This window comes from Cobetia sp. BMC6 (assembly GCF_029991385.1).
GTDB lineage: Bacteria > Pseudomonadota > Gammaproteobacteria > Pseudomonadales > Halomonadaceae > Cobetia.
The window spans coordinates 188,717-211,044 of record NZ_JAKUMF010000006.1; the positions used below are offsets into that span (position 1 = coordinate 188,717).

Annotated in this window: 19 protein-coding genes and 1 pseudogene; 13 read left to right on the forward strand and 7 right to left on the reverse strand. The window is 64.1% G+C overall.

Annotated features, from left to right (window positions below):
* Positions 1 to 241: 241 nt before the first annotated feature.
* From MKZ40_RS12755 to MKZ40_RS12765, 3 genes are all read right to left on the reverse strand, one after another.
* Positions 242 to 667, reverse strand: a complete 426-nt coding sequence (locus MKZ40_RS12755; RefSeq protein WP_175089714.1) for an OsmC family protein — start codon at positions 665 to 667, stop codon at positions 242 to 244.
* A 211-nt stretch (positions 668 to 878) separates the two neighbouring features.
* Positions 879 to 1,739 (reverse strand): nucleotidyltransferase family protein, encoded by an 861-nt coding sequence (locus tag MKZ40_RS12760; protein ID WP_175089603.1) that lies wholly within the window; start codon positions 1,737 to 1,739, stop codon positions 879 to 881.
* Entirely contained in the window at positions 1,739 to 2,986 is a 1,248-nt protein-coding gene (locus MKZ40_RS12765) for a phosphotransferase (protein WP_175089602.1), read from the reverse strand. The genes MKZ40_RS12760 and MKZ40_RS12765 overlap by 1 nt, the downstream gene beginning before the upstream one ends.
* Positions 2,987 to 3,157: 171 nt before the next feature.
* Between MKZ40_RS12765 and MKZ40_RS12770 the strand changes: the two genes are divergently transcribed.
* The 8 genes and pseudogenes from MKZ40_RS12770 to MKZ40_RS12805 all read left to right on the forward strand — a co-directional run bounded on the left by MKZ40_RS12770 (position 3,158) and on the right by MKZ40_RS12805 (position 12,370).
* Positions 3,158 to 5,752: an LPS-assembly protein LptD gene (locus MKZ40_RS12770; protein WP_254627083.1), complete on the forward strand. Its 2,595-nt coding sequence runs from the start codon at positions 3,158 to 3,160 to the stop codon at positions 5,750 to 5,752.
* 82 nt (positions 5,753 to 5,834) lie between these two features.
* Positions 5,835 to 7,118, forward strand: a complete 1,284-nt coding sequence (locus MKZ40_RS12775; RefSeq protein WP_175089601.1) for a peptidylprolyl isomerase — start codon at positions 5,835 to 5,837, stop codon at positions 7,116 to 7,118.
* Between the two features lie 27 nt (positions 7,119 to 7,145).
* Complete coding sequence (pdxA, locus tag MKZ40_RS12780) at positions 7,146 to 8,162, forward strand: 4-hydroxythreonine-4-phosphate dehydrogenase PdxA (RefSeq protein ID WP_175089600.1); 1,017 nt, start codon at positions 7,146 to 7,148, stop codon at positions 8,160 to 8,162.
* Between the two features lie 194 nt (positions 8,163 to 8,356).
* A pseudogene (gene rsmA, locus MKZ40_RS12785) lies at positions 8,357 to 9,145 on the forward strand (16S rRNA (adenine(1518)-N(6)/adenine(1519)-N(6))-dimethyltransferase RsmA); the annotation flags it as partial.
* A gap of 191 nt (positions 9,146 to 9,336) precedes the next feature.
* Positions 9,337 to 9,717: a Co2+/Mg2+ efflux protein ApaG gene (apaG, locus tag MKZ40_RS12790; protein ID WP_043334633.1), complete on the forward strand. Its 381-nt coding sequence runs from the start codon at positions 9,337 to 9,339 to the stop codon at positions 9,715 to 9,717.
* A 71-nt stretch (positions 9,718 to 9,788) separates the two neighbouring features.
* Entirely contained in the window at positions 9,789 to 10,628 is an 840-nt protein-coding gene (locus MKZ40_RS12795) for a symmetrical bis(5'-nucleosyl)-tetraphosphatase (RefSeq protein ID WP_175089598.1), read from the forward strand.
* 79 nt (positions 10,629 to 10,707) lie between these two features.
* A complete protein-coding gene (gene glpE, locus MKZ40_RS12800; protein ID WP_054557228.1) occupies positions 10,708 to 11,034 on the forward strand; it encodes a thiosulfate sulfurtransferase GlpE in 327 nt (108 codons plus the stop codon).
* A gap of 91 nt (positions 11,035 to 11,125) precedes the next feature.
* Positions 11,126 to 12,370 carry a polynucleotide adenylyltransferase gene (locus MKZ40_RS12805; RefSeq protein WP_175089597.1) on the forward strand — a complete coding sequence of 415 codons (1,245 nt, stop codon included), beginning with the start codon at positions 11,126 to 11,128 and terminating at the stop codon, positions 12,368 to 12,370.
* Positions 12,371 to 12,554: 184 nt separating this feature from the next.
* Here the strand turns inward: MKZ40_RS12805 and MKZ40_RS12810 are convergent, their stop codons facing one another.
* The gene (locus MKZ40_RS12810) at positions 12,555 to 13,175 is read right to left on the reverse strand and encodes a glycerol-3-phosphate acyltransferase (protein WP_175089596.1); all 621 of its coding nucleotides are present in this window, start codon (positions 13,173 to 13,175) and stop codon (positions 12,555 to 12,557) included.
* 161 nt (positions 13,176 to 13,336) lie between these two features.
* On the opposite strand from MKZ40_RS12810, the gene folB reads away from it, so the two are divergent.
* Positions 13,337 to 13,714: a dihydroneopterin aldolase gene (gene folB, locus MKZ40_RS12815; RefSeq protein WP_175089595.1), complete on the forward strand. Its 378-nt coding sequence runs from the start codon at positions 13,337 to 13,339 to the stop codon at positions 13,712 to 13,714.
* Positions 13,711 to 14,250, forward strand: a complete 540-nt coding sequence (folK, locus tag MKZ40_RS12820) for a 2-amino-4-hydroxy-6-hydroxymethyldihydropteridine diphosphokinase (RefSeq protein ID WP_175089594.1) — start codon at positions 13,711 to 13,713, stop codon at positions 14,248 to 14,250. Before folB ends, folK begins: the two co-directional genes overlap by 4 nt.
* A gap of 148 nt (positions 14,251 to 14,398) precedes the next feature.
* On the opposite strand, the gene tsaD is transcribed toward folK, so the two are convergent.
* Positions 14,399 to 15,439: a tRNA (adenosine(37)-N6)-threonylcarbamoyltransferase complex transferase subunit TsaD gene (gene tsaD, locus MKZ40_RS12825; RefSeq protein WP_175089593.1), complete on the reverse strand. Its 1,041-nt coding sequence runs from the start codon at positions 15,437 to 15,439 to the stop codon at positions 14,399 to 14,401.
* A gap of 425 nt (positions 15,440 to 15,864) precedes the next feature.
* On the opposite strand from tsaD, the gene rpsU reads away from it, so the two are divergent.
* From rpsU to rpoD, 3 genes are all read left to right on the forward strand, one after another.
* On the forward strand, positions 15,865 to 16,080 hold the full coding sequence (rpsU, locus tag MKZ40_RS12830) for a 30S ribosomal protein S21 (RefSeq protein ID WP_024951433.1): 216 nt from the start codon (positions 15,865 to 15,867) through the stop codon (positions 16,078 to 16,080).
* Between the two features lie 228 nt (positions 16,081 to 16,308).
* Positions 16,309 to 18,396, forward strand: coding sequence for a DNA primase (dnaG, locus tag MKZ40_RS12835; protein ID WP_175089592.1), 2,088 nt, complete (start codon positions 16,309 to 16,311; stop codon positions 18,394 to 18,396).
* Between the two features lie 326 nt (positions 18,397 to 18,722).
* Positions 18,723 to 20,561 (forward strand): RNA polymerase sigma factor RpoD, encoded by a 1,839-nt coding sequence (gene rpoD, locus MKZ40_RS12840; RefSeq protein ID WP_043334650.1) that lies wholly within the window; start codon positions 18,723 to 18,725, stop codon positions 20,559 to 20,561.
* A 210-nt stretch (positions 20,562 to 20,771) separates the two neighbouring features.
* Here rpoD and MKZ40_RS12845 read toward each other — a convergent pair whose 3' ends face one another.
* A complete protein-coding gene (locus MKZ40_RS12845) occupies positions 20,772 to 21,098 on the reverse strand; it encodes a hypothetical protein (RefSeq protein WP_054557224.1) in 327 nt (108 codons plus the stop codon).
* Between the two features lie 395 nt (positions 21,099 to 21,493).
* The gene (locus tag MKZ40_RS12850; protein ID WP_175089591.1) at positions 21,494 to 22,228 is read right to left on the reverse strand and encodes a hypothetical protein; all 735 of its coding nucleotides are present in this window, start codon (positions 22,226 to 22,228) and stop codon (positions 21,494 to 21,496) included.
* Positions 22,229 to 22,328: the final 100 nt, after the last annotated feature.

The following is a 22,328-nucleotide window of genomic DNA, read 5'->3' on the forward strand; positions in this document are numbered from 1 at the left end:
CGGGCCGAAGAGGACATCTCGAAAGGTCCGTCCCGGGCGCTGGCAGCATGACTCACAGGGAGCATTGCGTGCCATCTTTGCCACGAGATGACCGGTGAGACGACCGGTTTGAGGGGCGTATTATGCACAGGCAGGGCTGACACGCCAGCGACAATTCCCGCCGATCCAGGCGAGTCGTCGTCAGTGGTGCGCTCCCTCCCGCCGTCGGCGGGGCCTTGAGCGGCGGGAGGGCGAGGCGAGATCAGGCCGCGATGTCGATGACTTCGTAGGAGTGAGTGATCTCGACACCCCCGGCGCTCAGCATCAGGGAGGCGCTGCAGTACTTCTCGGCGGACAGCTCGACGGCACGCTTGATCTGAGATTCCTTGAGGTTGCGACCGGTGACCACGAACTTGACGTGAATCTTCGTGAACACGCTCGGCACGCTATCGGCGCGCTCGGCGCTCAGTTCGGCGTGACAGTCGGTGACCTGCTGGCGGGCCTTTTCCAGAATCTGGATGACATCGAAGCTGGTGCAGCCGCCCAGACCCATCAACAGCATTTCCATCGGACGCGGACCGGTGTTACGACCGCCGTTGTCCGGATTGCCGTCCATGACCACGCTGTGGCCGCTGCCGGATTCGGCGAGGAACTGGCGACCATCGGTCCATTTGATGCTGGCGTTCATTGCCATGTCGGAACTTCTCCTTCTGATAAGTCGTTGATGCGCCACCGGCCCGGCGCTAGCAGCCATAGGGGCCGACAGCGATAGAGGCTGAGAGTCATGCGGGCTGAGCGCTATGGAAGCCAAGGGCGCGGTGAGCACGATGGCGCACAGGGTAGCATTGTCATCGGCGTGCCCGGAGGAACGTCCAGCGCTGAGCTTATATCGCGCTGGCTCAGGCCCTGGCGTGGCTCAGCAGCTCATCCAGCTCGGCCAGACGCTGTGGGGTGCCGACATCGATCCAGGCGCCGCGATGATGCAGGCCGCGTACCTCGCCATGCTGCATGGCGTCACGCAGCAGCGGCGCCAGCTTGAAGACGCTGTCAGGGCCCTGGTAGGCCGGTGTCTCGGCGATGGCGCGACGGATCAGGCGGGGTGACAGCCACGACACGCCGGAGAAGGTCAGGCGGCTGCCGGCCTGCTTTTCCTGCTCATCTTTCTCTTCCTTCTCGTCCTGTTCGTCACTCTCGTCGCGGGTTTCACCCTTCACAATCCCCGCCGGGGTGAGCAGGAAGTCGCCCTCGGGATGATGGGGCGGGTTATCCACCAGCACCAGCCCCGCCAGCGCCTGCGGCTGGTCGGCGTGTAGAGCCAGTGAATGGCTCGCCAGCGCTTGGATGGTCAGCAGCGTGAGGTCAACGTCGCACCAGACATCGCCATTGATCAGCAGGAAGGGCGTGTCATCGCCTGCGTCCTGCGTCAACGCACCGGAGAGTGACAGGGCGCGAGCGATGCCGCCGCCGGTTTCCAGTGGCGTCTCCTCGTGCGAGAAGATCAGTGTCAGGGAGCGCTTGCGCCCCTGCCAGCAAGCCTCGAGCTGGCCCTGGACATTCGGCTTCGCGGCGAAGTGGCTCAGAATCCTGTCGGCCAGGTGGCCGACATTGATGACGACCTTGTCCACATCGATCGCTTCCAGACGCAGTAGGTGGTGCTCCAGCAACGGCAGCCCGGCGACTTCCAGCAACGGCTTGGGGGTATGGTCGGTCAGCGGGCGCATGCGCGTGCCGAAACCGGCCGCCAGAATCATCGCGCGCATCAGTGGCTCCCTGGCTCGTCATCGGCATTTGCAGTGCTTTCCTTGCTTTCCCCACTTGCCGCAGCGCTCTTCGCCGTAGCGGCGGCCGCGTTGCGCTGCAGGCGGGCGGCGCGATCGGCGAGTGCCGCCAGCTCATCGTAATCATCGAGGTTGATCTCGGGGCGCTCGCCATTGACGAGACGCAGATCGCGGGCCTCGCATTCCTCGGCCAGGCGCAGTGACAGTGCCGGCGTCAGTACCTCATCCAGCCAGTGGGTGAAGGAGATCAGTTCCGGGCAGAAGGCCAGGCCTTCGCGCAGGTGGCCAAGGAAGCGCGGCATCAGCGTCAGGTAGCGGGGTTTGGCGTCCCGCAGCGTCAGGCGCGCGAAGATGCCGAGAATCTTGAGATTGCGCTGCACGCCCATGCGCTCGACGCTCTGGCGGTACTCGAGCGGGCTTGGTGCCGGCAAGCCGGTGGCGGCGTAGCGTGGCAAGGCGGCCAGGCGTGCCTGCTCGATCCAGCGCGCCATGGCGGGTTCCGGCCATCGCCAGTGACGGTCACGCAGCAGCGAGATCAGGTCGTAGTTCTCGGGGCCGCTGACGGCGTCCTGGAAGTCGATGATCCACAGCCGGGGCTGGTCCTGGGATGCTGATTGATGCAGGAACAGGTTCTGGGCATGGAAGTCGCGATGCACGCTCACCACCGGTTGCGCGCTGGCGGCCGCGAGCAATTGGTCTCTCAGCTTGCCCCAGGCGGCGTAGCGGCGGTCATGCGGCATGTCGAGAAGCTGGCCAAGACACCAATCCGGAAACAGCTCCAGCTCGGCGGACAGCCGGGCGTCGTCATAGGCAGGCAGGTTGCCGGGTGGCAGCTGATGCAGCTGCTCGAGCAGCCCGATGGCTTCGCCATAGTAGTGGTCGGCGTGCTCGGTGCTGGTCAGGGCGGTCATCAGCGGGGTGTCGCCGAGGTCTTCCAGCTCCAGGAAGCCGAGTGACTCGTCAAAGGCGAAGACCTCGGGCAGCGGCAGGCCGGCGTCACGCCATTGGCGGGCGATGGCGACGAAGCCGTGACTGTCTTCCTTCTCGGGCGGCGCGTCCATCAGGATGCGCGCCGGCGTGGCCGGGTCGAGCTCCTCGAGGTGCAGGCGGAAATAGCGGCGGAAGCTGGCGTCGTCAGCCACGGCGCTCATGCGCACGGCCTCTGGCGTGAGGTCGTGGCGGGCGGCGGCCCAGGCGTGCAGCGCCTGGCGGCGGGCGTCGGATGTCATGGGGCTTGGGCTCCTGTCAGCGTGTGCGGGGCCGGCTGTCAGTTGACGCCTGTGCCGCGGCCCCGCATGCTGTCGTGTGGTGACGAGAAGGCAGGCGGAACCGGCAAGCAGGAAGGCCGGTTGCTGGGCCTGTATAATACCGATTCCCCCAGCCAAGGACACAGAGCAGCCATGGCCCAGCGCAGCCATTCATCCCATCCGGGCAAGCCGACGACCGCTCCCGGGCGACGTCAGCGTCGCTTCGCGACTCACTCTCTGTCTGCTCATTCCCGGCAGGCATCGATAGCCCGATCGGGCGATGACCGCCCGGTCTGGCAGCTCAAGCCACTGGTTTTCCGTCTGTTGTGGACCCTGGCGCCACTGGCCGCCGGCGCTCCTCTGATGGCACAGGCCGCTCCGCCCGAGCCCCTGTCAGCCAGTCAGCTCGATTGGCAGCCCTATGATGAGGTGCCGCAGGGCCAGCTGTGCTCCGGGCGCTATGTCACGCCGGCCTACCGTATCGAGGCGGGCGACACGCCGGAGCAGGTCACGACCTCGGCCGACAAGGCCAACTACGGCAACGATGGCGTCGCCACCCTGATGGGGGAGGTGGTGCTGCGCCGCGGTGATTCCCAACTGGAATCGCCCGAGGTCAGCGTCAACGAGGCGCGTGACACCGCCACCGCCAAGGGCCCTGTCACCTATCGCCAGCCCGGAGTCCTGCTGCGTGGCGACGATGCGCGGGTCTCGCTCAACAGCGATGCGGCCAGCGTCGACAACGGCCACTACGTCTTTCACGAGCAGCATGTGCGCGGCGATGCGGTGCAGCTGGCGCGTCTCGAGGATGGCCGCTACCGCCTGAAGGATGCCAGCTTCACCTCCTGTGAGCCGGGCAACAGCCTGTGGCGCCTGGTCGGCAGCGACATCACCATCGATCAGGACTCCGGCTGGGGGACGGCCAAGCATGCGCGCATGGAAATGGGCGGCGTGCCGGTCTTCTACTGGCCCTACGTGCGCTTCCCGGTCGATGACCGTCGCCACACGGGCCTGCTGTGGCCGCAGTTCAGCTACACCAGCTCCAGCGGCTTCGACTACGCACAGCCGATCTATCTGAACCTGGCCCCCAATTACGATGCCACCCTCACGCCGCGTTACATCTCCGAGCGTGGCGAGATGCTGGAAGGCGAGTTCCGCTATCTATTGCCGCGTGGCGATGAAGGCAGCATCGAGGGTGCCTGGCTCGCCGATGACGACGGCGGAAGCGACCCCGACGATGACGAGGAAGACCTGATCGGCGAGGACCGCTGGTACATCAACTACCAGCATGCTGGCCGCTATGACGCCCGTACCGACTACCAGTTGAAGTACGGTGCCGCCTCCGATGGCAATTATTTCGACGACTTCGGGCGCAACTTCGGGGAAACGGAAACCGATAGCCTCGAGCGTCTGGCACAGCTCGATTACCACGGCGATGCCTGGGACCTGCAGTTCAAGGCGCAGGGCTACCAGCGCATGGACTACCCGCTGGATAACGATGACAAGCCGTTCTACCGTCTGCCGAGCCTGACCGCGAATGGTCGCTGGAGTCAGTCCAACGGCTTCTACGAAGAGTGGAATTCCAACGCGACCTACTTCTGGCGTGATGTCGATGAGACGGATACCGATATCGACGAAGACCAGGCTGCCAATGGTTCGCGCCTGCGTCTGGCGCCGGCACTGGGCTGGCGTAGTGATCAGAGCTGGAGCTTCATCGAGCCGCGCGCCCAGCTGGTCAGCCTGTCATACAGCCTGGATTACGGTGACCGCGAGACGGACCGCAGCACCAGCCCGTCCGCCACCATCCCGGTGCTGTCACTGGACAGCGGCCTGATCTTCGATCGCGAGACCGAATGGTTCGGCGATGGCTATACCCAGACACTGGAACCGCGCCTCTATTACGCCTATGTGCCGGAGGTCGACCAGTCCGATCTGCCCGACTTCGACACCTCGGAAGACGCCTTCAGCTGGAATCAGCTGTGGTCTCCGTACCGCTTCAGCGGGGGTGACCGCGTCGGCGATACCAACAAGGTCTCCTACGGCGTGTCTTCGCGCTTCATCAGCGATGAAAGCGGCCGTGAACGCCTCAAGCTGGGGGTCGGCCAGTCGAGCTATCTATCGGACCGCAACATCGACATGGACGGTGATCCGGACAAGACCTCACGCTCCGACTTCGACAGCTACTCCGACTACTATCGTGCGACGCGTGACCGCTCGCCGGTGGTCTTCCAGGCCGATGTGGTGCTCAACGACCAGTGGACCGCCTCCCAGGCCGTGTTCCAGGATTTCGATCGTGGCGTGACCGAAAGCGCCCAGACCTCGCTGCGTTATCGTGCGGAACAAGGCACGGTACTGAACTTTGGCTTCAATCGTGAGATCGAAGGCTTCGTGCCTTACGACGATGAGGACGAGGACGACGTGCTGGGCTATACCCGCAACGAGTGGGATTTCTCCTTCGCGACGCCGATGAGCGAGAGCTGGTCGCTGCTGGGCCGTTACATGTATGACAGCACCAATTCCCGTTCACTGGAGAAGGTGTTGGGTGTGCAGTACAACGATTGCTGCTACGGCGTGCAGGTCACCTGGCGTGAATGGCAGGATGACAACGACACCGCCAACACCATCTCGGATGACGAAGAGAAGAATGGCATCTTCCTGACCTTTGAATTCAAGGGCTTGGGAGGCGTTGGCCAGAGTGCTGACAGCTACCTGGAGCAGGCTGTACCGGGCTATCGCAACGCGGGCTTCTGAGTCGCCGCGTCAGGCCGTGAATGACGCCAAGGCGCCGCCGCAGGGCGGCGCCATCAACATTTTTACGCCGAGAGAACATGTGATGCGCAAGACCCTGATTGCCCCGCTGGGGCTGGCATTTGTGCTGGCGAGTCTGCCGGCCGGTGCCGCCGAGTTGCTCGACCGCGTGGTTGCCGTGGTCAACAAGGACGCCATCATGCAAAGCGACATGGAGCAGCGCGTCACCCAGGCGAGTCAGCAGTTGCAGAGCCGTGGCATCAACCTGCCGCCGCGTGACGTGCTGGAGCGCCAGGTTCTTGATCGTATGGTCAACGAGCAGATTCAGCTGCAGTTGGCGGAGCAGGCCAACCTCAGCATCGATGACACCCAGCTCAACGCCACCCTGCGCGGCATCGCCAAGGACAACGGCATGAGCCTGGAAGCCTTCGCGGACAAGCTCGAGCAGGACGGCATGTCACTGGCCCAGGTGCGCGATCAGGTGCGTCGTGAGCTGCTGGTGCAGCAGATCCAGCAGCGCAGCGTCGCCAGCCGGGTGCGGATCTCCGATCGTGAGATAGATCGCTATCTCAATCAGCAGAATGTCGGCAGCGACGTCCAGTACCATCTGGCCCACCTGCTGGTGGCACTGCCCCAGGAGCCGACGCCGGATCAGGTCAAGGCCGCGCGCGCCAAGGCCGACAGCCTGCGCCAGCAGATCGAGCAGGGCACCGATTTCGCCCAGCTGGCTGCTGCCGAATCCGCCGGTAGTCAGGCGCTGAGCGGCGGCGATCTCGGTTGGCGTTCCGGCGGTGAGCTGCCGACGGTGTTCGCCGATGTCATCCCGAGCATGCAGGCCGGTCAGGTCTCCGAGCCGCTGCGCAGTGCCAGCGGCTATCACCTCGTCAAGCTGATCGAGAAGCGTGGCGCGGGCAAGGCGTTGATTTCCCAGACGCGCGCACGCCACATCCTGATCCAGCCCAACCCGAACCTCAGCGATCAGCAGGCGCTTGAGCGTGCCGAGTCCATTCGCCGCCGCCTGCTGGGGGGCGAGGACTTCGCCGCGCTGGCTCAGGAGTTCAGCGACGACAAGGGCAGCTCTCTCAAGGGCGGCGAGCTGGGCTGGGTCAGCCCGGGCCAGACGGTCTCCTCCTTCGAGACGGCCATGAATGGCCTGGATGTGGGCGAGATCAGCCAGCCGGTCAAGAGCCGCTTCGGCTACCACATCATCGAAGTCGAGGAGCGTCGCCAGCAGGATGTGACCAACTCCAGCCAGCGTGACAAGGTGCGCAAGACCCTGTTCCAGCGCAAGCTCAATGATGAGCTCGAAGCCTGGCAGCAGCAGGTGCGTGCCGAGGCCTATGTCGATAATCGTCTCGATGAGCAGTAAGTCCGAGTGGAGCAGCGAGACGCCGTCATGAATCGTCCCGAAGAGACTACGCCCGACATCATCGCCCTGACCGCCGGTGAGCCGGCGGGCATCGGCCCCGAGCTGCTGGTCATGCTGGCCGGCCAGGCGGAAGCGTTCCCCGCGCAGCTGGTCGCCGTGGCGGATCCCGCTTTGCTGGTCAGTCGTGCTCGCCTGCTGGGCTTGCCGCTGGTGGTGCATGAGTTGTCGCCGGGCGACCCGCTGCCGCCGGCCCGCAATGGTGAGCTGCCAGTGTGGCCGGTGCCGCTCGCAGTGCCCAGCGAGCCGGGCGTGATCGATGCGCGCAACGGCGATCATGTGCTGGCGATGCTGGATGTCGCCATCGCCGCCTGCCAGGCCGGCCATGCCAGTGCGATGGTGACGGCGCCGCTGTCCAAGGCCGCCGTGATCGAAGCCGGGCATGCGGGCTTCACCGGCCACACCGAATATCTGCGCGATGTCTGCGGGGTCGAGGAAGTGGTCATGATGCTGGCGTGCCCCGGGCTGCGGGTGGCGCTGGCCACCACTCACCTGCCGCTGCGCGAGGTGGCCGATGCCATCACGCCCGAGGGGCTGACGCGAGTGATGAAGATCCTCGCCAAGGACCTGACGCGCTACTTCGGCTGTGCCGCACCGCGCATCGCGGTATGCGGGCTCAACCCGCATGCCGGCGAGGGCGGGCACCTGGGGCATGAGGAGATCGAGGTGATCTCCCCGACGCTCGACGCCCTGCGCGCGACCGGCATGCAGCTGGATGGCCCGCTGCCGGCCGACACCCTGTTCACGCCGCGACATCTCGATGGCGTGGATGCGGTACTGGCGATGTACCACGACCAGGGCCTGCCGGTGCTCAAGTATGCCGGCTTCGGTGAGGCTGCCAACATCACGCTGGGCCTGCCGATCGTGCGTACCTCCGTGGATCACGGCACGGCGCTGGACCTTGCCGGCAGCGGGCGCGCCGACGTCGGCAGCCTGCTGCAGGCCGTGCGTGTCGCCATCGAGATGGCAGCCGCCGCGCGAGCCTGAGATAATCCCCGCATCACTCGGGCGTGACCGCATGGCGGCACGTCAGGCGTGCGCCACCGTGTGGCGTCTCGCTACCCCAGTCATTCGACCATCGAGGATGGTCTCGCCGCCCCGGTCTGCCTGTGTCCCTGCAGGCCATGGCGGCGTCTTGTTGTCGGGAATCCCGACGGATTCCCAGGAGGAAGGTCAGTCCCATGTCCCAGCATTTCCCCGCGCATCGCGCTCGCAAGCGTTTCGGTCAGAACTTTCTGCAGGACCTTGGCGTCATCTCTCGCATCGTGAATGCCATTCGTCCCGCGGAAGGCGAGCGCCTGGTCGAGATCGGTCCGGGGCAGGGTGCCTTGACCGGCCCGTTGCTGGAAGCGGCAGGCAAGTTGGAAGTCATCGAGCTGGACCGTGACCTCATCCCGGGTCTGCGCGTGCAGTTCTTCAACTACCCGGACTTCGTGATCCACGAAGGCGATGCCCTGCGCTTCGACTTCCCGGAGCTGGTCGGTGACGGCCCGGCGCTGCGCGTGGTCGGCAACCTGCCATACAACATCTCCACCCCGCTGATCTTCCACCTGCTGGAAGCACGCGGCGCGATCTCCGACATGCACTTCATGCTGCAGAAGGAAGTCGTCGAGCGTCTGGCCGCCGAGCCGGGTGGCACCGACTGGGGCCGTCTGTCGGTGATGACCCAGTATTACTGCGCGGTGGAAAATCTGTTCCTGGTGCCGCCGAGCGCCTTCTTCCCGGCACCGAAGGTGGATTCCGCCATCGTGCGTCTGGTGCCGCACCATGAACTGCCGCATCCGGCCAAGGATGAGAAGCTGCTCGCCGTCATCGTGCGCGAAGCCTTCTCCCAGCGCCGCAAGACGCTGCGCAACAACTTCAAGGGCCGCATCGATGCCGACCAGCTGACCGCGCTGGGCATCGACCCCTCGCGTCGTCCGCAGACACTGACCGTCGCTGAGCTGGTGATGATCAGCAACCATCTCAGTGAGCAGGGCATGACGGTGGACAAGGCCGACAAGGCGCCGAAGAAGCGTCCGCGCAGCAATGTCGGCCATGGTGTGCCGGCAGCCGACAGTGCCAGTGATAGTCATCGTGATAGTGATAGTGACAGTGGCGAACGTCTCGATGCCGAGAACGATGCCAAGGGCGACGCCCGCAACGCCAGCGACCACGACGCATGAGTAGCGTGGCGGACATCCGTATCGACGCCGTACCCGAGTACTGCGCCGACGAGAGTCGTCCGAGCGAGAACCGACACGTGTTCCGCTACACCATCACCGTGCACAACGGAACGGATGAGACCGTGCAGCTGCTGGCGCGCTACTGGAAGATCACCCAGGGCAGCGGCGATGAGCAGGAAGTGCGTGGCAAGGGCGTGGTCGGCAAGCAGCCACTGATCGCGCCCGGCGAGAGCTTCCGCTATACCTCACGCGCCGTGCTCGACATGCCGGTCGGTGTGATGCAGGGGGCCTATACCTTCTGTGACGCGACCCATGCGCGCACCTTCGAGGTCGCCATCGCACCGTTCCGTCTCGCCGGTCCGCATCAGGTTCACTAGGGTGGCCGCGTGATGCAGCATTTCGTATTCAAGACAGCAAGTCAGGCCGCCTCGGCGGCCAGGGAGTTGGCATGACGCAGTGGGCGATTGGCGATTTGCAGGGCTGCCATCAAGAGTTCGAACTTCTGTTGCAGCGCCTCGATTTCACTCCGGGGCGCGATGTGCTGTGGCTGGCGGGGGACCTGGTCAATCGCGGGCCGGGTTCGCTGGAGTGCCTGCGTCTGGTCAAGTCGCTGGGCGATGATGCGCGGGTGGTGCTGGGCAACCATGACCTCCACCTGCTGGCGGTGGCCGAAGGCTTCAGCCGTCACAAGCGCTCCGATACGCTGAGGCCGATTCTCGAGGCGCCGGACCGTGAGGAACTGCTGGACTGGCTGCGTCGTCAGCCGCTGATGGTGGATGCGCTGGTCGGCAATCGTCGCACGGTAATGAGCCATGCTGGCGTGTTGCCGAGCTGGACGCTGGACCAGGCGGCCGGTTATGCCCGCGAAGCGCACGCCGTGCTGGCGGGCGACGACTATCGAGGCTTTCTTGGCGAGATGTACGGCAATACGCCGGACCGCTGGCAGGAGGATCTCGAAGGCACGCCGCGCCTGCGCTGCATCGTCAATGTCTTCACGCGCATGCGCTTTCTGCACAGTGATGGTCGACTGGATTTCGCGGCCAAGGAAGGGCTGGACAGCGCGCCGGAGGGATGTCGCCCCTGGTTCCAGTACCCGCGTCCCGAAGGGGCCTGGGATGATTCGCCGCGCCTGCTGTTCGGTCACTGGGCTGCTCTGGAAGGCGAGACGCCGGCGGCGCGCCAGGATGTCGAGGCGCTGGACACCGGCTGCGTGTGGGGCGGTGGCCTGACGGCGCTCAATCTCGAGACGGAAGAGCGCGTCTTCGAGCCGGCGCTGTCCTCGCGCTGAGCGACCTCGCATCGCCAGTGACAGCAGGTCTGCCGTCGCTGGCGAATGCCTTTCCCCTTACTCAACAAGCGGAGTCCGCATGAGTTTCGAACATCTTGATCTCGCAACCCTCAGTGACTGGCGCCAACGCGACCCGTCGCTCGTGGTACTCGATATTCGCGATCCGCTCAGCTTCACGCAGGGGCGTATCCCGGGCAGCCGTCATCTGGACAACGCCAGTGCCGGTGCCATTCTGGAAGACACCCCGCGCGACAAGCCGCTGGTGGTGGTCTGCTATCACGGCCATTCCAGTCAGCAGGCGGCCGCCTGGCTGGCGGGGCAGGGCTTCGAAAAGGTCTATTCCCTCGATGGTGGCTTTACCCAGTACCAATTGACGCATGGTGATGACGTCGAGAGCGGTAGCTGACGCCGCCTGCACGTGACTGCCATCACTGGTCGTTTTTCCTCGCTTTCCTCATTCAGCTTTGTATCTCGTGCCGCAGGGCAAGGACATTCGCATGACTCAGACGACGCCTTCTTCACTGACCGATTCGCGTGACCGCCTGTTGAGCGGGCTTGAGGTCTATCGCGTGGGCGGCGCGGTGCGTGATGCGCGCCTGGGTTGGCCGTGGTACGAGTGCGACTTCGTGGTGGTGGGCGCGACGGTGGAAGATATGCAGGCGCGGGGGTTTCGGCCGGTCGGGCGGGACTTCCCGGTCTTCCTGCATCCGCAGACCCAGGAGGAATACGCGCTGGCGCGTACCGAGCGCAAGTCCGGCCACGGGTATGTCGGCTTCAGCGTGCATGCCAGCCCCGATGTGACGCTGGAGGACGACCTCATTCGTCGCGACCTGACCATCAATGCCATGGCCGAACCGCTCGACAGCACGCCGGGTCAGGGCGAGGTGATAGATCCCTATGGTGGCCTGGCGGATCTCGAGGCGCGTATGTTGCGTCATGTCTCGAGTGCCTTCAGCGAAGACCCGCTGCGCGTATTGCGCGTGGCACGCTTTCTGGCGCGCTATCAGGGGCTCGGCTTCACGGTCGCGGATGAGACGCGGGAGATGATGGTGGCCATGGTCGAGAGCGGCGAGGTCTCGCATCTGGTGGCCGAGCGGGTCTGGAAGGAGACCGAGAAGGCGTTGGGCGAGGCCAGTCCCGAGGCCTATTTCCAGCTGCTTGATGAGCTGGGAGCGCTGGCGGTGCTGATGCCGCCACTGACCCGCGATGCCGACCAGCTCACAGCGGCGCTGGCGCGTCTGGATCGCCTGCCGCGTCAGCTGGTCGATGAGGCGGAGATGGTCTGCTGGCGCATGGCGCGCCTGGTGGAGCACCTGTCACGCGACGAGATCGATGCCCTGGCGCAGGACCTGCGCCTGCCCAGCGCCGTGCGTGACGCCGCCCAGCAGGCACGTCTGTGCCGGGAATTGAACGAGGCCTCGCGGCGGGAAGGTGGCGTGAGCGCAGCCGATCTCAAGGCCTGGCTGGATGGTGTCGATGCCTGGCGGCGTGGTGAGCGCCAGTCGGTGCTGGTGGCCCTGCTGGCCGTCGAGGACAAGGGGTTGGCACGGTTGGGCAATGCCGTCTGGCAAGCCGCGACGGCGGTGTCGCCGCAATCTCTGGTCGAACAGGGTCTGAAAGGGGCGGAGATCGGGCGTGCGCTCAGTGAGCAGCGCCAGCAGGCCATCGAGCAGGCGCTGAGCGAATGGCGGGCCATGCCGGAAGTGCACGCGCCTCATTGCGGCTGCGGAAACAGTCACTGATCACCTGCCTGCTGCTGAGCACCTGATCTGTGCACCTGACCTGAGCATATGACCCCGAAAGCCCCGGCCCTGCGCCGGGGCTTTTGCGTCCTGACCGCAGGAAGGGGGCTTTTGTGAGGCGGAGTGTGCGTTTGAGCAGAGCGTGTTTTTCATGAGCAGTGCGCTGCGTGTGAGCAAAGCATGCTTACAGGCGCGGCTCGCTGCCATCGCTCAGACGGCGCAGATTCAGTGCATGACGAATCACGATCAGGCTGGCGAAGACCAGAATCACGCCGCTCATCTGCGGCGCCAGCCACAGGCTGAACAGGGGTGCCGCCAGTCCGGCCACCAGTGAGGCGATGGCTGCCGTGCGCAGTCGCCATGCCAACCCGACCCATAATGCGGCGCAGCTCAAGGCGACGCCTGGCGCCAGCATCAGCAGCACGCCAAAGGCGGCGGCCACTGCCTTGCCACCGCGATGGCCACGGTGCCACAGCGGCAGGCTGTGGCCGATCAGCACGGCCAGCCCGATCAATCCCAGAGCCCAGGGCGGCAGCGAGAGCGCCAGCCCCAGCCAGAGTGCCGGCATGCCCTTGGCGGCATCGAATACCAGCACCAGGGCGGCGGGCAGTGCGCCATGCAGCCGCAGCACATTGGAGAAGCCCGGATTGAAGGAGCCCGCCAGGCGTGGGTCGGGCAGCCCCAGTCGCTGACAGATCCACACCGCGCCCAGCACCGAGCCGCTGGCATAGGCCACGGCGATCAGCAGGCTCAACTGTTGCCAGGTGGACAGTTGCGCGCCCCACTCGATCAGGCCCGTCAACATGATACCGACTCGCTGAGTGTCCTAGGTGTCGCACACAGGCAGGGAGAGAGGGGCAGGCGGCTTGGCCAAGCAGGGGCCGGGTGCAGTAGAATCAGTCGCATGATGGCGGGGCCTTGGGCGTCGTTTTTATTCGTTCATTCGACAAGCATAGAGGTAACGCCGTGGATCGTGTGCTGATCGAGGCTCTGGTCGTGGAAACCGTGATTGGTGTCTATGACTGGGAGCGTACCATTCGCCAGCGTCTGGTGATGGATCTGGAAATGGCCACGGATATTCGTGCCGCAGCTGCCGACGATGACCTGACGCACACCCTGGACTATGCCGCCATCAGCGCGCGAATCCAGACCTTCGCCGAAGATAGCCGCTTCGAGCTGGTGGAAACCTTCGCCGAACGCCTGGCGGCCCTGCTGCGTGAAGAATTCGGCATCCCCTGGCTGACCATGACGGTGCGCAAGCCGGGCGCCGTGCCGGAAGCCGCCGCCGTTGGCGTGCGTATCGTGCGCGGTAGCCTCGATGCCGCCTCGGATGCGCCGGCATGAGTCTGGTACTGATCTCCATCGGTAGCAATATCGAGCGTGAGCATCATGTGCGGGTCTGCCTGGATGCGCTGCAAGCGACCTTCGGCAATTTGACGCTGTCCTCCGTCTACGAGAGCGAACCGGTGGGCTTCGTCGACGGGCGCAACTTCCTCAATCTGGTCGCGGGTTTCGAGAGCGACTGGAGCGTCGGCGAATTGCAGGCCTGGTGCAAGCAGCTCGAGTTGGCCAACGGTCGCCTCAAGAACAGCGCCAAGTTCAGTCCGCGCACCCTGGATCTGGACCTGCTGACCGTCGGTACCCTGACCGGGGAGGTCGATGGCGTGATGCTGCCGCGCGATGAGGTCGATCGCAATGCCTTCGTGCTGCTGCCGCTGGCCGAGTCGTTCGGCGAAGAGCGCCACCCCGTCACCGGCGAGGATTACGCTTCGCTGTGGAAGGCCTTCGTGGCCGCCGGGCGCGCCGAACAGCAGCCGTTGTGGCCGGTGGACTTCAGCTGGCGTTGCCGCATGATCTCTCGCGCTGATGCCACGGTCTGACACCATCAGGCACCACGTTGCCGGTGTCCGGCGATGAACATGACTGGCCCCTCAACAACAACGCCCTGCCGATTCTCATCGGCAGGGCGTTGTTGTCTCGCAGGGCACTGGCGTCTGGCAGGGCACTGGCGCCTGGCAGGGCTGAGCCTCAGTCCTGCGCTGTGCTCGGGGCCGTCAGACTGTCCAGCGGCCAGCGCGGCACGGCCTTCATCGGGCCGGTGTCCTGCTCGCCGGCATTCAGGCGCTGCGCGCCCACGTAGGCGATCATCGCGCCGTTGTCGGTGCAGAAGCGGCCGCGCGGGTAGTAGGCGCGGGCGTTGCGCTTGGTTAGCTCATGGCTCAGGCGTTCGCGCAGGCGGGTGTTGGCACTCACGCCGCCGGCGACGACCAGACGCTTGAGGCCGGTCTGGTCCAGTGCGCGACGACACTTGATGACCAGGGTGTCGACCACGGCTTCCTCGAAGGCGCGCGCGATATCGGCGCAGTGCTGCTCATCCAGGTCATCCGCGGCCTTGGCCTTCTTGAGCGTGACCATGGTGTGGGTCTTGAGGCCGGAGAAGCTGAAGTCGAGGCCCGGGCGGTCCGTCATCGGGCGTGGGAAGCGATAGCGTGTGGGGTCGCCCTGTTCGGCCAGCTTCGCGACCTGCGGGCCGCCGGGGTAGGGCAGTTCCAGCATCTTGGCGGCCTTGTCGAAGGCTTCGCCAGCCGCGTCATCCACGGACTCGCCGAGCAGCTCGTATTCGCCCAGTCCGTGCACCGCGACCAGCTGGGTGTGTCCGCCGGAGACCAGCAGCGCCACGAAGGGGAATTCGGGCGCATCGTCTTCCAGCATCGGCGCCAGCAGGTGGCCTTCCATGTGGTGGACGCCGAGCACCGGCACTTTCCATGCCTTGGCGAGCCCATGTGCGGTGGATGCGCCGACCATCAGCGCGCCGACCAGGCCGGGGCCTGCGGTATAGGTGATGGCATCGATGTCAGCGGCCTGCAGCTGCGCCTCATCTATCACCTGCTGGATCAGCGGCAGCAGCTTGCGAGTGTGATCACGCGACGCCAGTTCCGGCACCACGCCGCCGAACTCGGCGTGCATGGCGATCTGGCTGTAGAGGGCATCTGCAAGCAGGCCCTGGTCCGTGTCGTAGATGGCGACGCCGGTCTCGTCGCAGGAAGTCTCGATGCCGAGCACACGCATGGCTGACTCTCAGGAAGTATCAGAAGTAGAGGGCGGCACGGCCAGCGAGGCTGCCTGAGCGAGCCCGAGAGGCGTGTGTGCCGTGAATGCGCGACATTCTACTGGCTGTGAGCACGGGTGTCGCGCCAGCTGGCGTAGAGGGAGAGAGGATTTCCGGTTTCCGCGTTTGCAAAGCCGGGGGCGGGTGTCTAGAATATGGCACTCTGCAAGACTGGGTCGTGCATCCGACCACCCCGCAAAAGCTCCCCGAATCATGATTCCAGCCAGCGACGGCTACCCTCACCGGTGGTGTCGCAGGCGACTGATTGATGCTGGATCGACCTGCAGGTGGCGGTTTACCGTCACTGGCTGGTGGCTCCTGAGGAGTGGCTGCACCGGATGTGCGTTCAAACCGAACTCATGATCTCAAGGTAGGTGAGTGTTTAATGCCTTCAGTTAAAGTACGTGACAACGAGCCGTTCGACGTCGCCCTGCGCCGTTTCAAGCGCTCCTGCGAAAAAGCCGGTGTTCTTTCCGAAGTGCGTCGTCGTGAGCACTACGAGAAGCCGACAGCTGTTCGCAAGCGTCAGCAGGCGGCCGCTGTAAAGCGCCACGCCAAGAAGGTTCAGCGTGAGCGCAAGCGTTTCGAGCGTCTCTACTGATCCGTACTTTTGGGGAGTGATATTCTGCTCTCTGGAAGGACACCAAGCGGCTGCCTCACGGTGGCCGCTTGTTTTTGTCTCTAGTTGTCCGTTTGTTCTCGAACCGTGTGCCGTTGCCTGGCGCATGTCGCTAACTCGAGGAATGGCCTGACCCGAAGGTAGCCGCTCACTCAGCTGAGCCGACACTATCTTGCGGTCAGTCCGTTTTTCCACGACTTCTGGCGAATCATGGCTGGTCTCATCCCTCAAGGCTTCATTGACGATCTGCTGGCCCGCACCGACGTGGTCGAGGTGGTGGGTGAGCGCGTCCAGCTGAAGAAGGCCGGCAAGAGCTATGTCGGCCTCTGCCCGTTCCATCAGGAAAACTCTCCCTCGTTCAATGTCATCCCGGACAAGCAGTTCTATCACTGCTTCGGGTGCGGGGCGAGCGGCAGTGCGCTCAAGTTCCTCATGGAGTTCGATCGCTTGCCGTTCCCCGAGGCCGTGGAGCAGCTGGCCTCGCGGCTGGCACTTGAAGTGCCGCGCGAAGGCGGCAACCAGAGTCCGCACGAGCGCCGTGAGCGTCAGCGTCGCGAGCAGGCCCGCGAAGAGGGCGTCAATCTGCTCGAGGCGGCCGCGGACTTCTATCGTCAGCGCCTGACGGAGCCGGCCGCGCAGCCGGCACGTGAGTATCTGGAAGGGCGTGGACTGTCGCGCGAGGTCATGCGTGACTTCGGCATCGGCTTCGCGCCGGAAGGCTGGGAGCACCTCAAGCATCACCTGAGCAAGCTGGGTGTCAGCGAGGATGTGCAGATTGAATACGGTCTGCTGATCCATCACGAGGAAAGCGGCCGCCGCTATGACCGCTTCCGTGATCGCGTGATGTTCCCGATCCGTGACTGGAAAGGCCGCACCATCGCCTTCGGCGGTCGCGTGATGGGCGATGCCAAGCCCAAATACCTGAATTCTCCCGAGACTCCCGTCTTCCATAAGGGGCGCGAGCTCTACGGGCTGTTTGAAGCCCGTGAGGCGAATCGCAAGCTGGAACGCATGCTGATCGTCGAAGGCTACATGGACGTGGTGGCGCTGGCGCAGTACGGCATTCGCAATGCCTGCGCGACCCTGGGCACCGCGACCAGTGAGGAGCACCTCAAGCGCCTCTATCGCCTGGTCGATGAGGTGGTGTTCTGCTTCGACGGCGACAAGGCAGGTCGGCAGGCGGCGCGGCGCGCGCTGGAAACCGTGCTCGAGGTCATGATCGATGGCCGTCAGGCGCGCTTCCTGTTCCTGCCGGAAGGCGAGGACCCGGACTCCCTGGTGCGCAGCGAGGGGCAGGAGGCGTTCGAGAAGCGTGTCACCTGCGCCTCCGGGCTCTCCGAGTTCCTGTTCGAGCAGGCCGCGGAAGGGCGTGACCTCAAGCGTATGGAGCAGCTCGAGCGGTTCGTGACCCAGGCGCTGGAGTGGATCTCGCGCGTGCCCGAAGGGGTGCTGCGCTCGCTGCTGCTCAAGGAGCTGGAACGACGCAGTGGTCTGGAGCGTGAGCGGCTGAATGCCATGCTGGTGGAGCGCGCCGCGGCGCGTGAAGCCCAGCAGGCACGTCTCCGACAGCATCAGCAACTACGTCAGCAACCGCAGCATTTGCAACAGCAACAACGTCAGCCCGGCGCGACACGCTCGGCGCCGCGCTCAGCGCCTGCTGCCGGTCCTCAGGACGGCGCGACGCTGGGTGACGCGCAGGACGAGTGGTCGTCGCTGGAGGCGATGGCAGATGCCGGCTTCGGCGACAGCGAGCCCGATGGCTGGCTGTCGGATGACTGGCAGTCGCACAACGAGATGTCTGCGGGCCAGGGTGCTCAAGCTTCGCGCGCGACGCCGGCCAGGTCTCAGAAGCGCACCTCGGTCAGCATGCTGACGCGCCTCTTGCATCTTCTGGTGCACGAGCCGCAGCTGGTCGCCGAGCTGCCTGACTCCAATGAGTGGATAGAGGGGGCGGGCGAGCCGGCCGACAGCGAGGATGCACAGCTGTTGAACGATGTGGTGCGTCTCCTGAAGGCAGGGCAATATCGTTCGCCTCAGGTGCTGTTGGCGCACTTCCTCGGTACCGCGCAGGGGCCGAGACTTGAGCAGCTGGCAGCCCGCGAATTGCTGATTCCGCGTGACGTGCGCAGCGAAGAGCTGAAGGGGCTGGTGGAGCATTGCCAGCATCAGCAGGCGCGCACCACGCCGGAAGCGGAATATCAGGCCCTGCTGGCCAAGGAAAAGCGTGGCGAGAAGTTGTCGGCAGAAGAGAAGCAGCGGCTGATGGCCCTGCTGATGGAGCTGGCAACACGGCGCTGACGCAGTCTTGGTGCCAGGAAGGCCGACAATGGTGGAAATGCCGTGAGTGCTGAGGTGATGGCGCAGGAAAATACGCCCCATGGCCTTGAAAGACGCACTCATGCCCACTATTTAATGAGGTAGCTCCCGATGCGGACTGCCGCAACGTAACCGATAACGCTAACACACCTGGATGGTCCGGCAAATACGCCGCTGGCAGCATCTCCCGATGGCACGCTATACTGGTGCGCTTGATGCTCTCTTCGTCCCTATACCGGCGCCATGCTCACTCGCTGAGCCGCGTCGCGTCCAGGTGCTTCATTCTTCTTCGTCGAGATAGGGGTTCTATGGCTGGTAATGCGCAGCAGCAGTCGCGTCTCAAGGAGTTGATCGCGCGCGGCAAGGAACAGGGTTACCTGACCTATGCCGAGGTCAACGATCACCTGCCCGAGGATATCGCTGATCCCGAACAGGTGGAAGACATCATCAGCATGATCAACGATATGGGCATCAAGGTCGCGGAAGAAGCGCCCGATGCCGATACCTTGATGATGTCTGATTCCTCCACTGACGAGTCTGCCGCCGAAGAGGCCGTTGCCGCCCTCGCCGCGGTGGAAAGCGATGTGGGACGCACCACCGACCCCGTCCGCATGTACATGCGTGAGATGGGCACCGTGGAACTCCTGACCCGTGAAGGCGAAATCAAGATCGCCAAGCGGATCGAGGAGGGCACGCGTGAGGTGATGTCGTCGCTGGCATTCTTGCCGGGGGCAGTCGACTCCATCCTGGAAGCCTACGACGGCACTCTGGGCGAGGACGGCGGACGTCTGTCCGATCTCTTCTCCGGTTTCATCGACCCTGACGAAGGCGTGCCGGGTGTCGCCGAAGTCGAAGTCGAGGAAGTCGAAGAGATTCCCGAGGGTGAAGAGTCCGAAGGCGACGAAGACGAAGACGACGATTCCGCCTCTGAAGGCGGCCCGGATCCCGAGCTGGCCCGCGTCCGCTTCGAGCAGATCCGTGAACAGAACGAGGCGACCAAGGCCGCCATCGAGAAGTACGGTTCCGGCTCTGCCGAGGCGAAAGCCGAGCAGGACCGTCTTGCCGAGCTGTTCTCGCCGATCAAGCTGGTGCCCAAGCACTTCGAGCGTCTGGTCGGCCAGGTCCGCGTGTCCGTCGAACAGGTGCGCGAGCAGGAAAAGGTCATCCTGCAGATATTCGTCAAGCGCGGCAAGGTGCCTCGCAAGAGCTTCATCAAGGCCTTCCCGGGCCACGAGTCCGACATGGACTGGTTCGACAGCTTCATCGGTGGTAGTAAGAAGTACGCCGACAAGCTCGAGCCGTTCCGTGCCGACGTGCTGCGTGCCCAGCGCAAGATCGCCTTCGAGCAGGACATGGTCCAGCTGCCGGTCAGCGAGCTGAAGGAAGTGAACCGTCGCCTGTCGATCGGTGAAGCCAAGGCGCGTCGTGCCAAGAAGGAAATGGTCGAGGCCAACCTGCGTCTGGTCATCTCCATCGCCAAGAAGTACACCAACCGTGGCCTGCAGTTCCTGGATCTCATCCAGGAAGGCAACATCGGTCTGATGAAGGCCGTGGACAAGTTCGAGTACCGTCGTGGTTACAAGTTCTCGACCTACGCCACCTGGTGGATCCGTCAGGCGATCACTCGCTCCATCGCGGACCAGGCACGCACCATCCGTATTCCGGTGCACATGATCGAGACCATCAACAAGCTGAACCGTGTCTCGCGTCAGATGCTGCAGGAAATGGGTCGCGAGCCGACGCCGGAAGAGTTGGGCGAGCGTCTCGAGATGCCGGAAGACAAGGTGCGTCGCGTGCTCAAGATCGCCAAGGAGCCCATCTCCATGGAGACGCCGATCGGTGACGATGATGATTCGCACCTGGGTGACTTCATCGAGGATGGCACCATGGTCTCGCCGATCGACTCCGCCACAGGCGAAGGTCTGATCGAAGCGACCCGCGGTATCCTGTCCGGCCTGACCGCACGTGAAGCCAAGGTGCTGCGCATGCGCTTCGGTATCGACATGAACACCGACCATACCCTCGAGGAAGTCGGCAAGCAGTTCGATGTCACCCGTGAGCGTATCCGTCAGATCGAAGCGAAGGCGCTGCGCAAGCTGCGTCACCCGTCACGCTCCGAGTCACTGCGTTCCTTCATGGAAGAGTGATCTGAAGCGCTCGAGGCCGCGCCTCGACAGCTGGCCCCGCTGACAAGACAACGCCCGCCCCCATGCGAATGGGAGGCGGGCGTTGTCGTTTGCGGGCTTTACGTTACGGGTCTTTCTCTATGGGCTGTGCCGCCTTCAGGCTTGTCTTTATGGATGTTGTCACCTTCGAACTGTGTCGTTCCAGAGCTGCGTGATGTGCCTTGGGGGCTATCAGGCGCCGTGGCGCAACTGGTGAGACGAGGGCGTTGCCGCCACGCTGAAGACGACACGGCCCTTGATGCACTGACGGGAGACCGGCCCCATCTGCTCGCTGCTCAAGCCGTCGGGGTGCTCGCCACGTAGCCACAGGCGGCCGTTGTCGTCGATGCGATGCAGGCGCTTGACCAGCTGGCCGAGCCTGGGATGTTCCACCACGACGGTGGCACCGGGCGTCAATCGCCAGCGGCTGGGCCAGCGCATGCTGATGATGAGGCTGTGCTGCGGGAGACTGGGGGCAAGACTATGACCGTGCAAGCGGTAGCTACTGAACCAGCGCATGTGAGGCTCCTTGAGAATGAGGGCATGACACGGTCAAGATCCTGTCGGTGCTTTCCTGTGGCAGTGGCGATAGTTGAATTGTATCCACTGCTTAGTAAAATATAATCATTCTCATTTGATGTCCAGCCGTTTCCGTCACCGCCTCGCGCAATGGCTATCGAGAGACGGCTGCCCAGCGGGACCTGTCGAGAGCGGAGGCTGTTGATGGTAAAGACGAAAAAAAGCCGCGGCTCAGGTGAGCAGCGGCTTTTGGGAGTCACGGGTCTGTCTCTTTCGCTTCACGCTGTACTTCATGTCTTGTCACGTCACTTCGCGTTATTTCATGGGGCAGGGCGAAGTGACGGCCATGCGACAGGTCATGCGCGCAGCTCGGCAAGAGGGTTTTGCTGGCGGGCTCAGTCGTTGGCGTTGAGCTCACGCAGCAGGGCGCGGCGCTGGCGGCCCATGCGGATCGCCAGCAGCACGATCTCGATCACGGCGATGGCCATCAAGGTGTAGCCGAACAGTTCCGTGACTTCCTCGGCGGCATTCTTGACCGAACGCAGGTAGGAGTCCCCCATCAGGGTTTTCCAGAATTCCGAGCGACCATAGAGGCGTGAGAAGACGTAGGTCGCCAGGAAGCCGGCGCCGAACAGGCCGAACGCGAAGCTGCGCCCGAAGTGCTCGAACTCGGCAATGAAGCGGCTGCGGTTGCGCCATACGCCGATGATGACCGGGATAGCGACCACACTGACCAGGAACTGCCAGCTGCCATCGCCGATCATGCCGTCGAGCAGGGCGTCCTGTTCCCGGATCAGGGACGCCGCGAACAAGCCGAACAGCAGCAGGCTGATGGTGCGCAGGTCCGGCAGGCGCGAATGCACCATCCACATGGTGGCTGCGCTCAACGCCAGCAGAGTGCTCTGCATGTGTTCTGTCCAGCTGGCTTCGCTGAAGCCGACATCACCGAAGTGGTGGGCATCATGCATGACCAGCGACATCATCGCGGCTACCAGTGGCGCATAGATGGCCAGGCGCAGGCAGGCTTGCATGAAGAGCGAAGTGGGCTTGCGCCCATACAGCGGTTGTTCGGCGCTGATGGGGAGCGGGACAGCGTTATGGTGCTGGGTATGCGAAGTCAGGCGAGACAAGGGACTCTCCGGACAGTCCATGGACTGCCTGTCAGGGTGAGGGTGTCGTTTGCCTGCTCATTATAACGATGCAAAGGTGCTCAGTTAATATTCTGATAAG

What these genes read in the sequence shown, in the direction of transcription:
- MKZ40_RS12755 (WP_175089714.1), bottom strand. Translation starts at nt 667, where the DNA reads ATGAACGCCAGCATCAAATGGACCGATGGTCGCCAGTTCCTCGCCGAA.
- MKZ40_RS12760 (WP_175089603.1), bottom strand. Translation starts at nt 1,739, where the DNA reads ATGCGCGCGATGATTCTGGCGGCCGGTTTCGGCACGCGCATGCGCCCG.
- MKZ40_RS12765 (WP_175089602.1), bottom strand. Translation starts at nt 2,986, where the DNA reads ATGACATCCGACGCCCGCCGCCAGGCGCTGCACGCCTGGGCCGCCGCC.
- MKZ40_RS12770 (WP_254627083.1), top strand. Translation starts at nt 3,158, where the DNA reads ATGGCCCAGCGCAGCCATTCATCCCATCCGGGCAAGCCGACGACCGCT.
- MKZ40_RS12775 (WP_175089601.1), top strand. Translation starts at nt 5,835, where the DNA reads ATGCGCAAGACCCTGATTGCCCCGCTGGGGCTGGCATTTGTGCTGGCG.
- pdxA (WP_175089600.1), top strand. Translation starts at nt 7,146, where the DNA reads ATGAATCGTCCCGAAGAGACTACGCCCGACATCATCGCCCTGACCGCC.
- apaG (WP_043334633.1), top strand. Translation starts at nt 9,337, where the DNA reads ATGAGTAGCGTGGCGGACATCCGTATCGACGCCGTACCCGAGTACTGC.
- MKZ40_RS12795 (WP_175089598.1), top strand. Translation starts at nt 9,789, where the DNA reads ATGACGCAGTGGGCGATTGGCGATTTGCAGGGCTGCCATCAAGAGTTC.
- glpE (WP_054557228.1), top strand. Translation starts at nt 10,708, where the DNA reads ATGAGTTTCGAACATCTTGATCTCGCAACCCTCAGTGACTGGCGCCAA.
- MKZ40_RS12805 (WP_175089597.1), top strand. Translation starts at nt 11,126, where the DNA reads ATGACTCAGACGACGCCTTCTTCACTGACCGATTCGCGTGACCGCCTG.
- MKZ40_RS12810 (WP_175089596.1), bottom strand. Translation starts at nt 13,175, where the DNA reads ATGTTGACGGGCCTGATCGAGTGGGGCGCGCAACTGTCCACCTGGCAA.
- folK (WP_175089594.1), top strand. Translation starts at nt 13,711, where the DNA reads ATGAGTCTGGTACTGATCTCCATCGGTAGCAATATCGAGCGTGAGCAT.
- tsaD (WP_175089593.1), bottom strand. Translation starts at nt 15,439, where the DNA reads ATGCGTGTGCTCGGCATCGAGACTTCCTGCGACGAGACCGGCGTCGCC.
- rpsU (WP_024951433.1), top strand. Translation starts at nt 15,865, where the DNA reads ATGCCTTCAGTTAAAGTACGTGACAACGAGCCGTTCGACGTCGCCCTG.
- dnaG (WP_175089592.1), top strand. Translation starts at nt 16,309, where the DNA reads ATGGCTGGTCTCATCCCTCAAGGCTTCATTGACGATCTGCTGGCCCGC.
- rpoD (WP_043334650.1), top strand. Translation starts at nt 18,723, where the DNA reads ATGGCTGGTAATGCGCAGCAGCAGTCGCGTCTCAAGGAGTTGATCGCG.
- MKZ40_RS12845 (WP_054557224.1), bottom strand. Translation starts at nt 21,098, where the DNA reads ATGCGCTGGTTCAGTAGCTACCGCTTGCACGGTCATAGTCTTGCCCCC.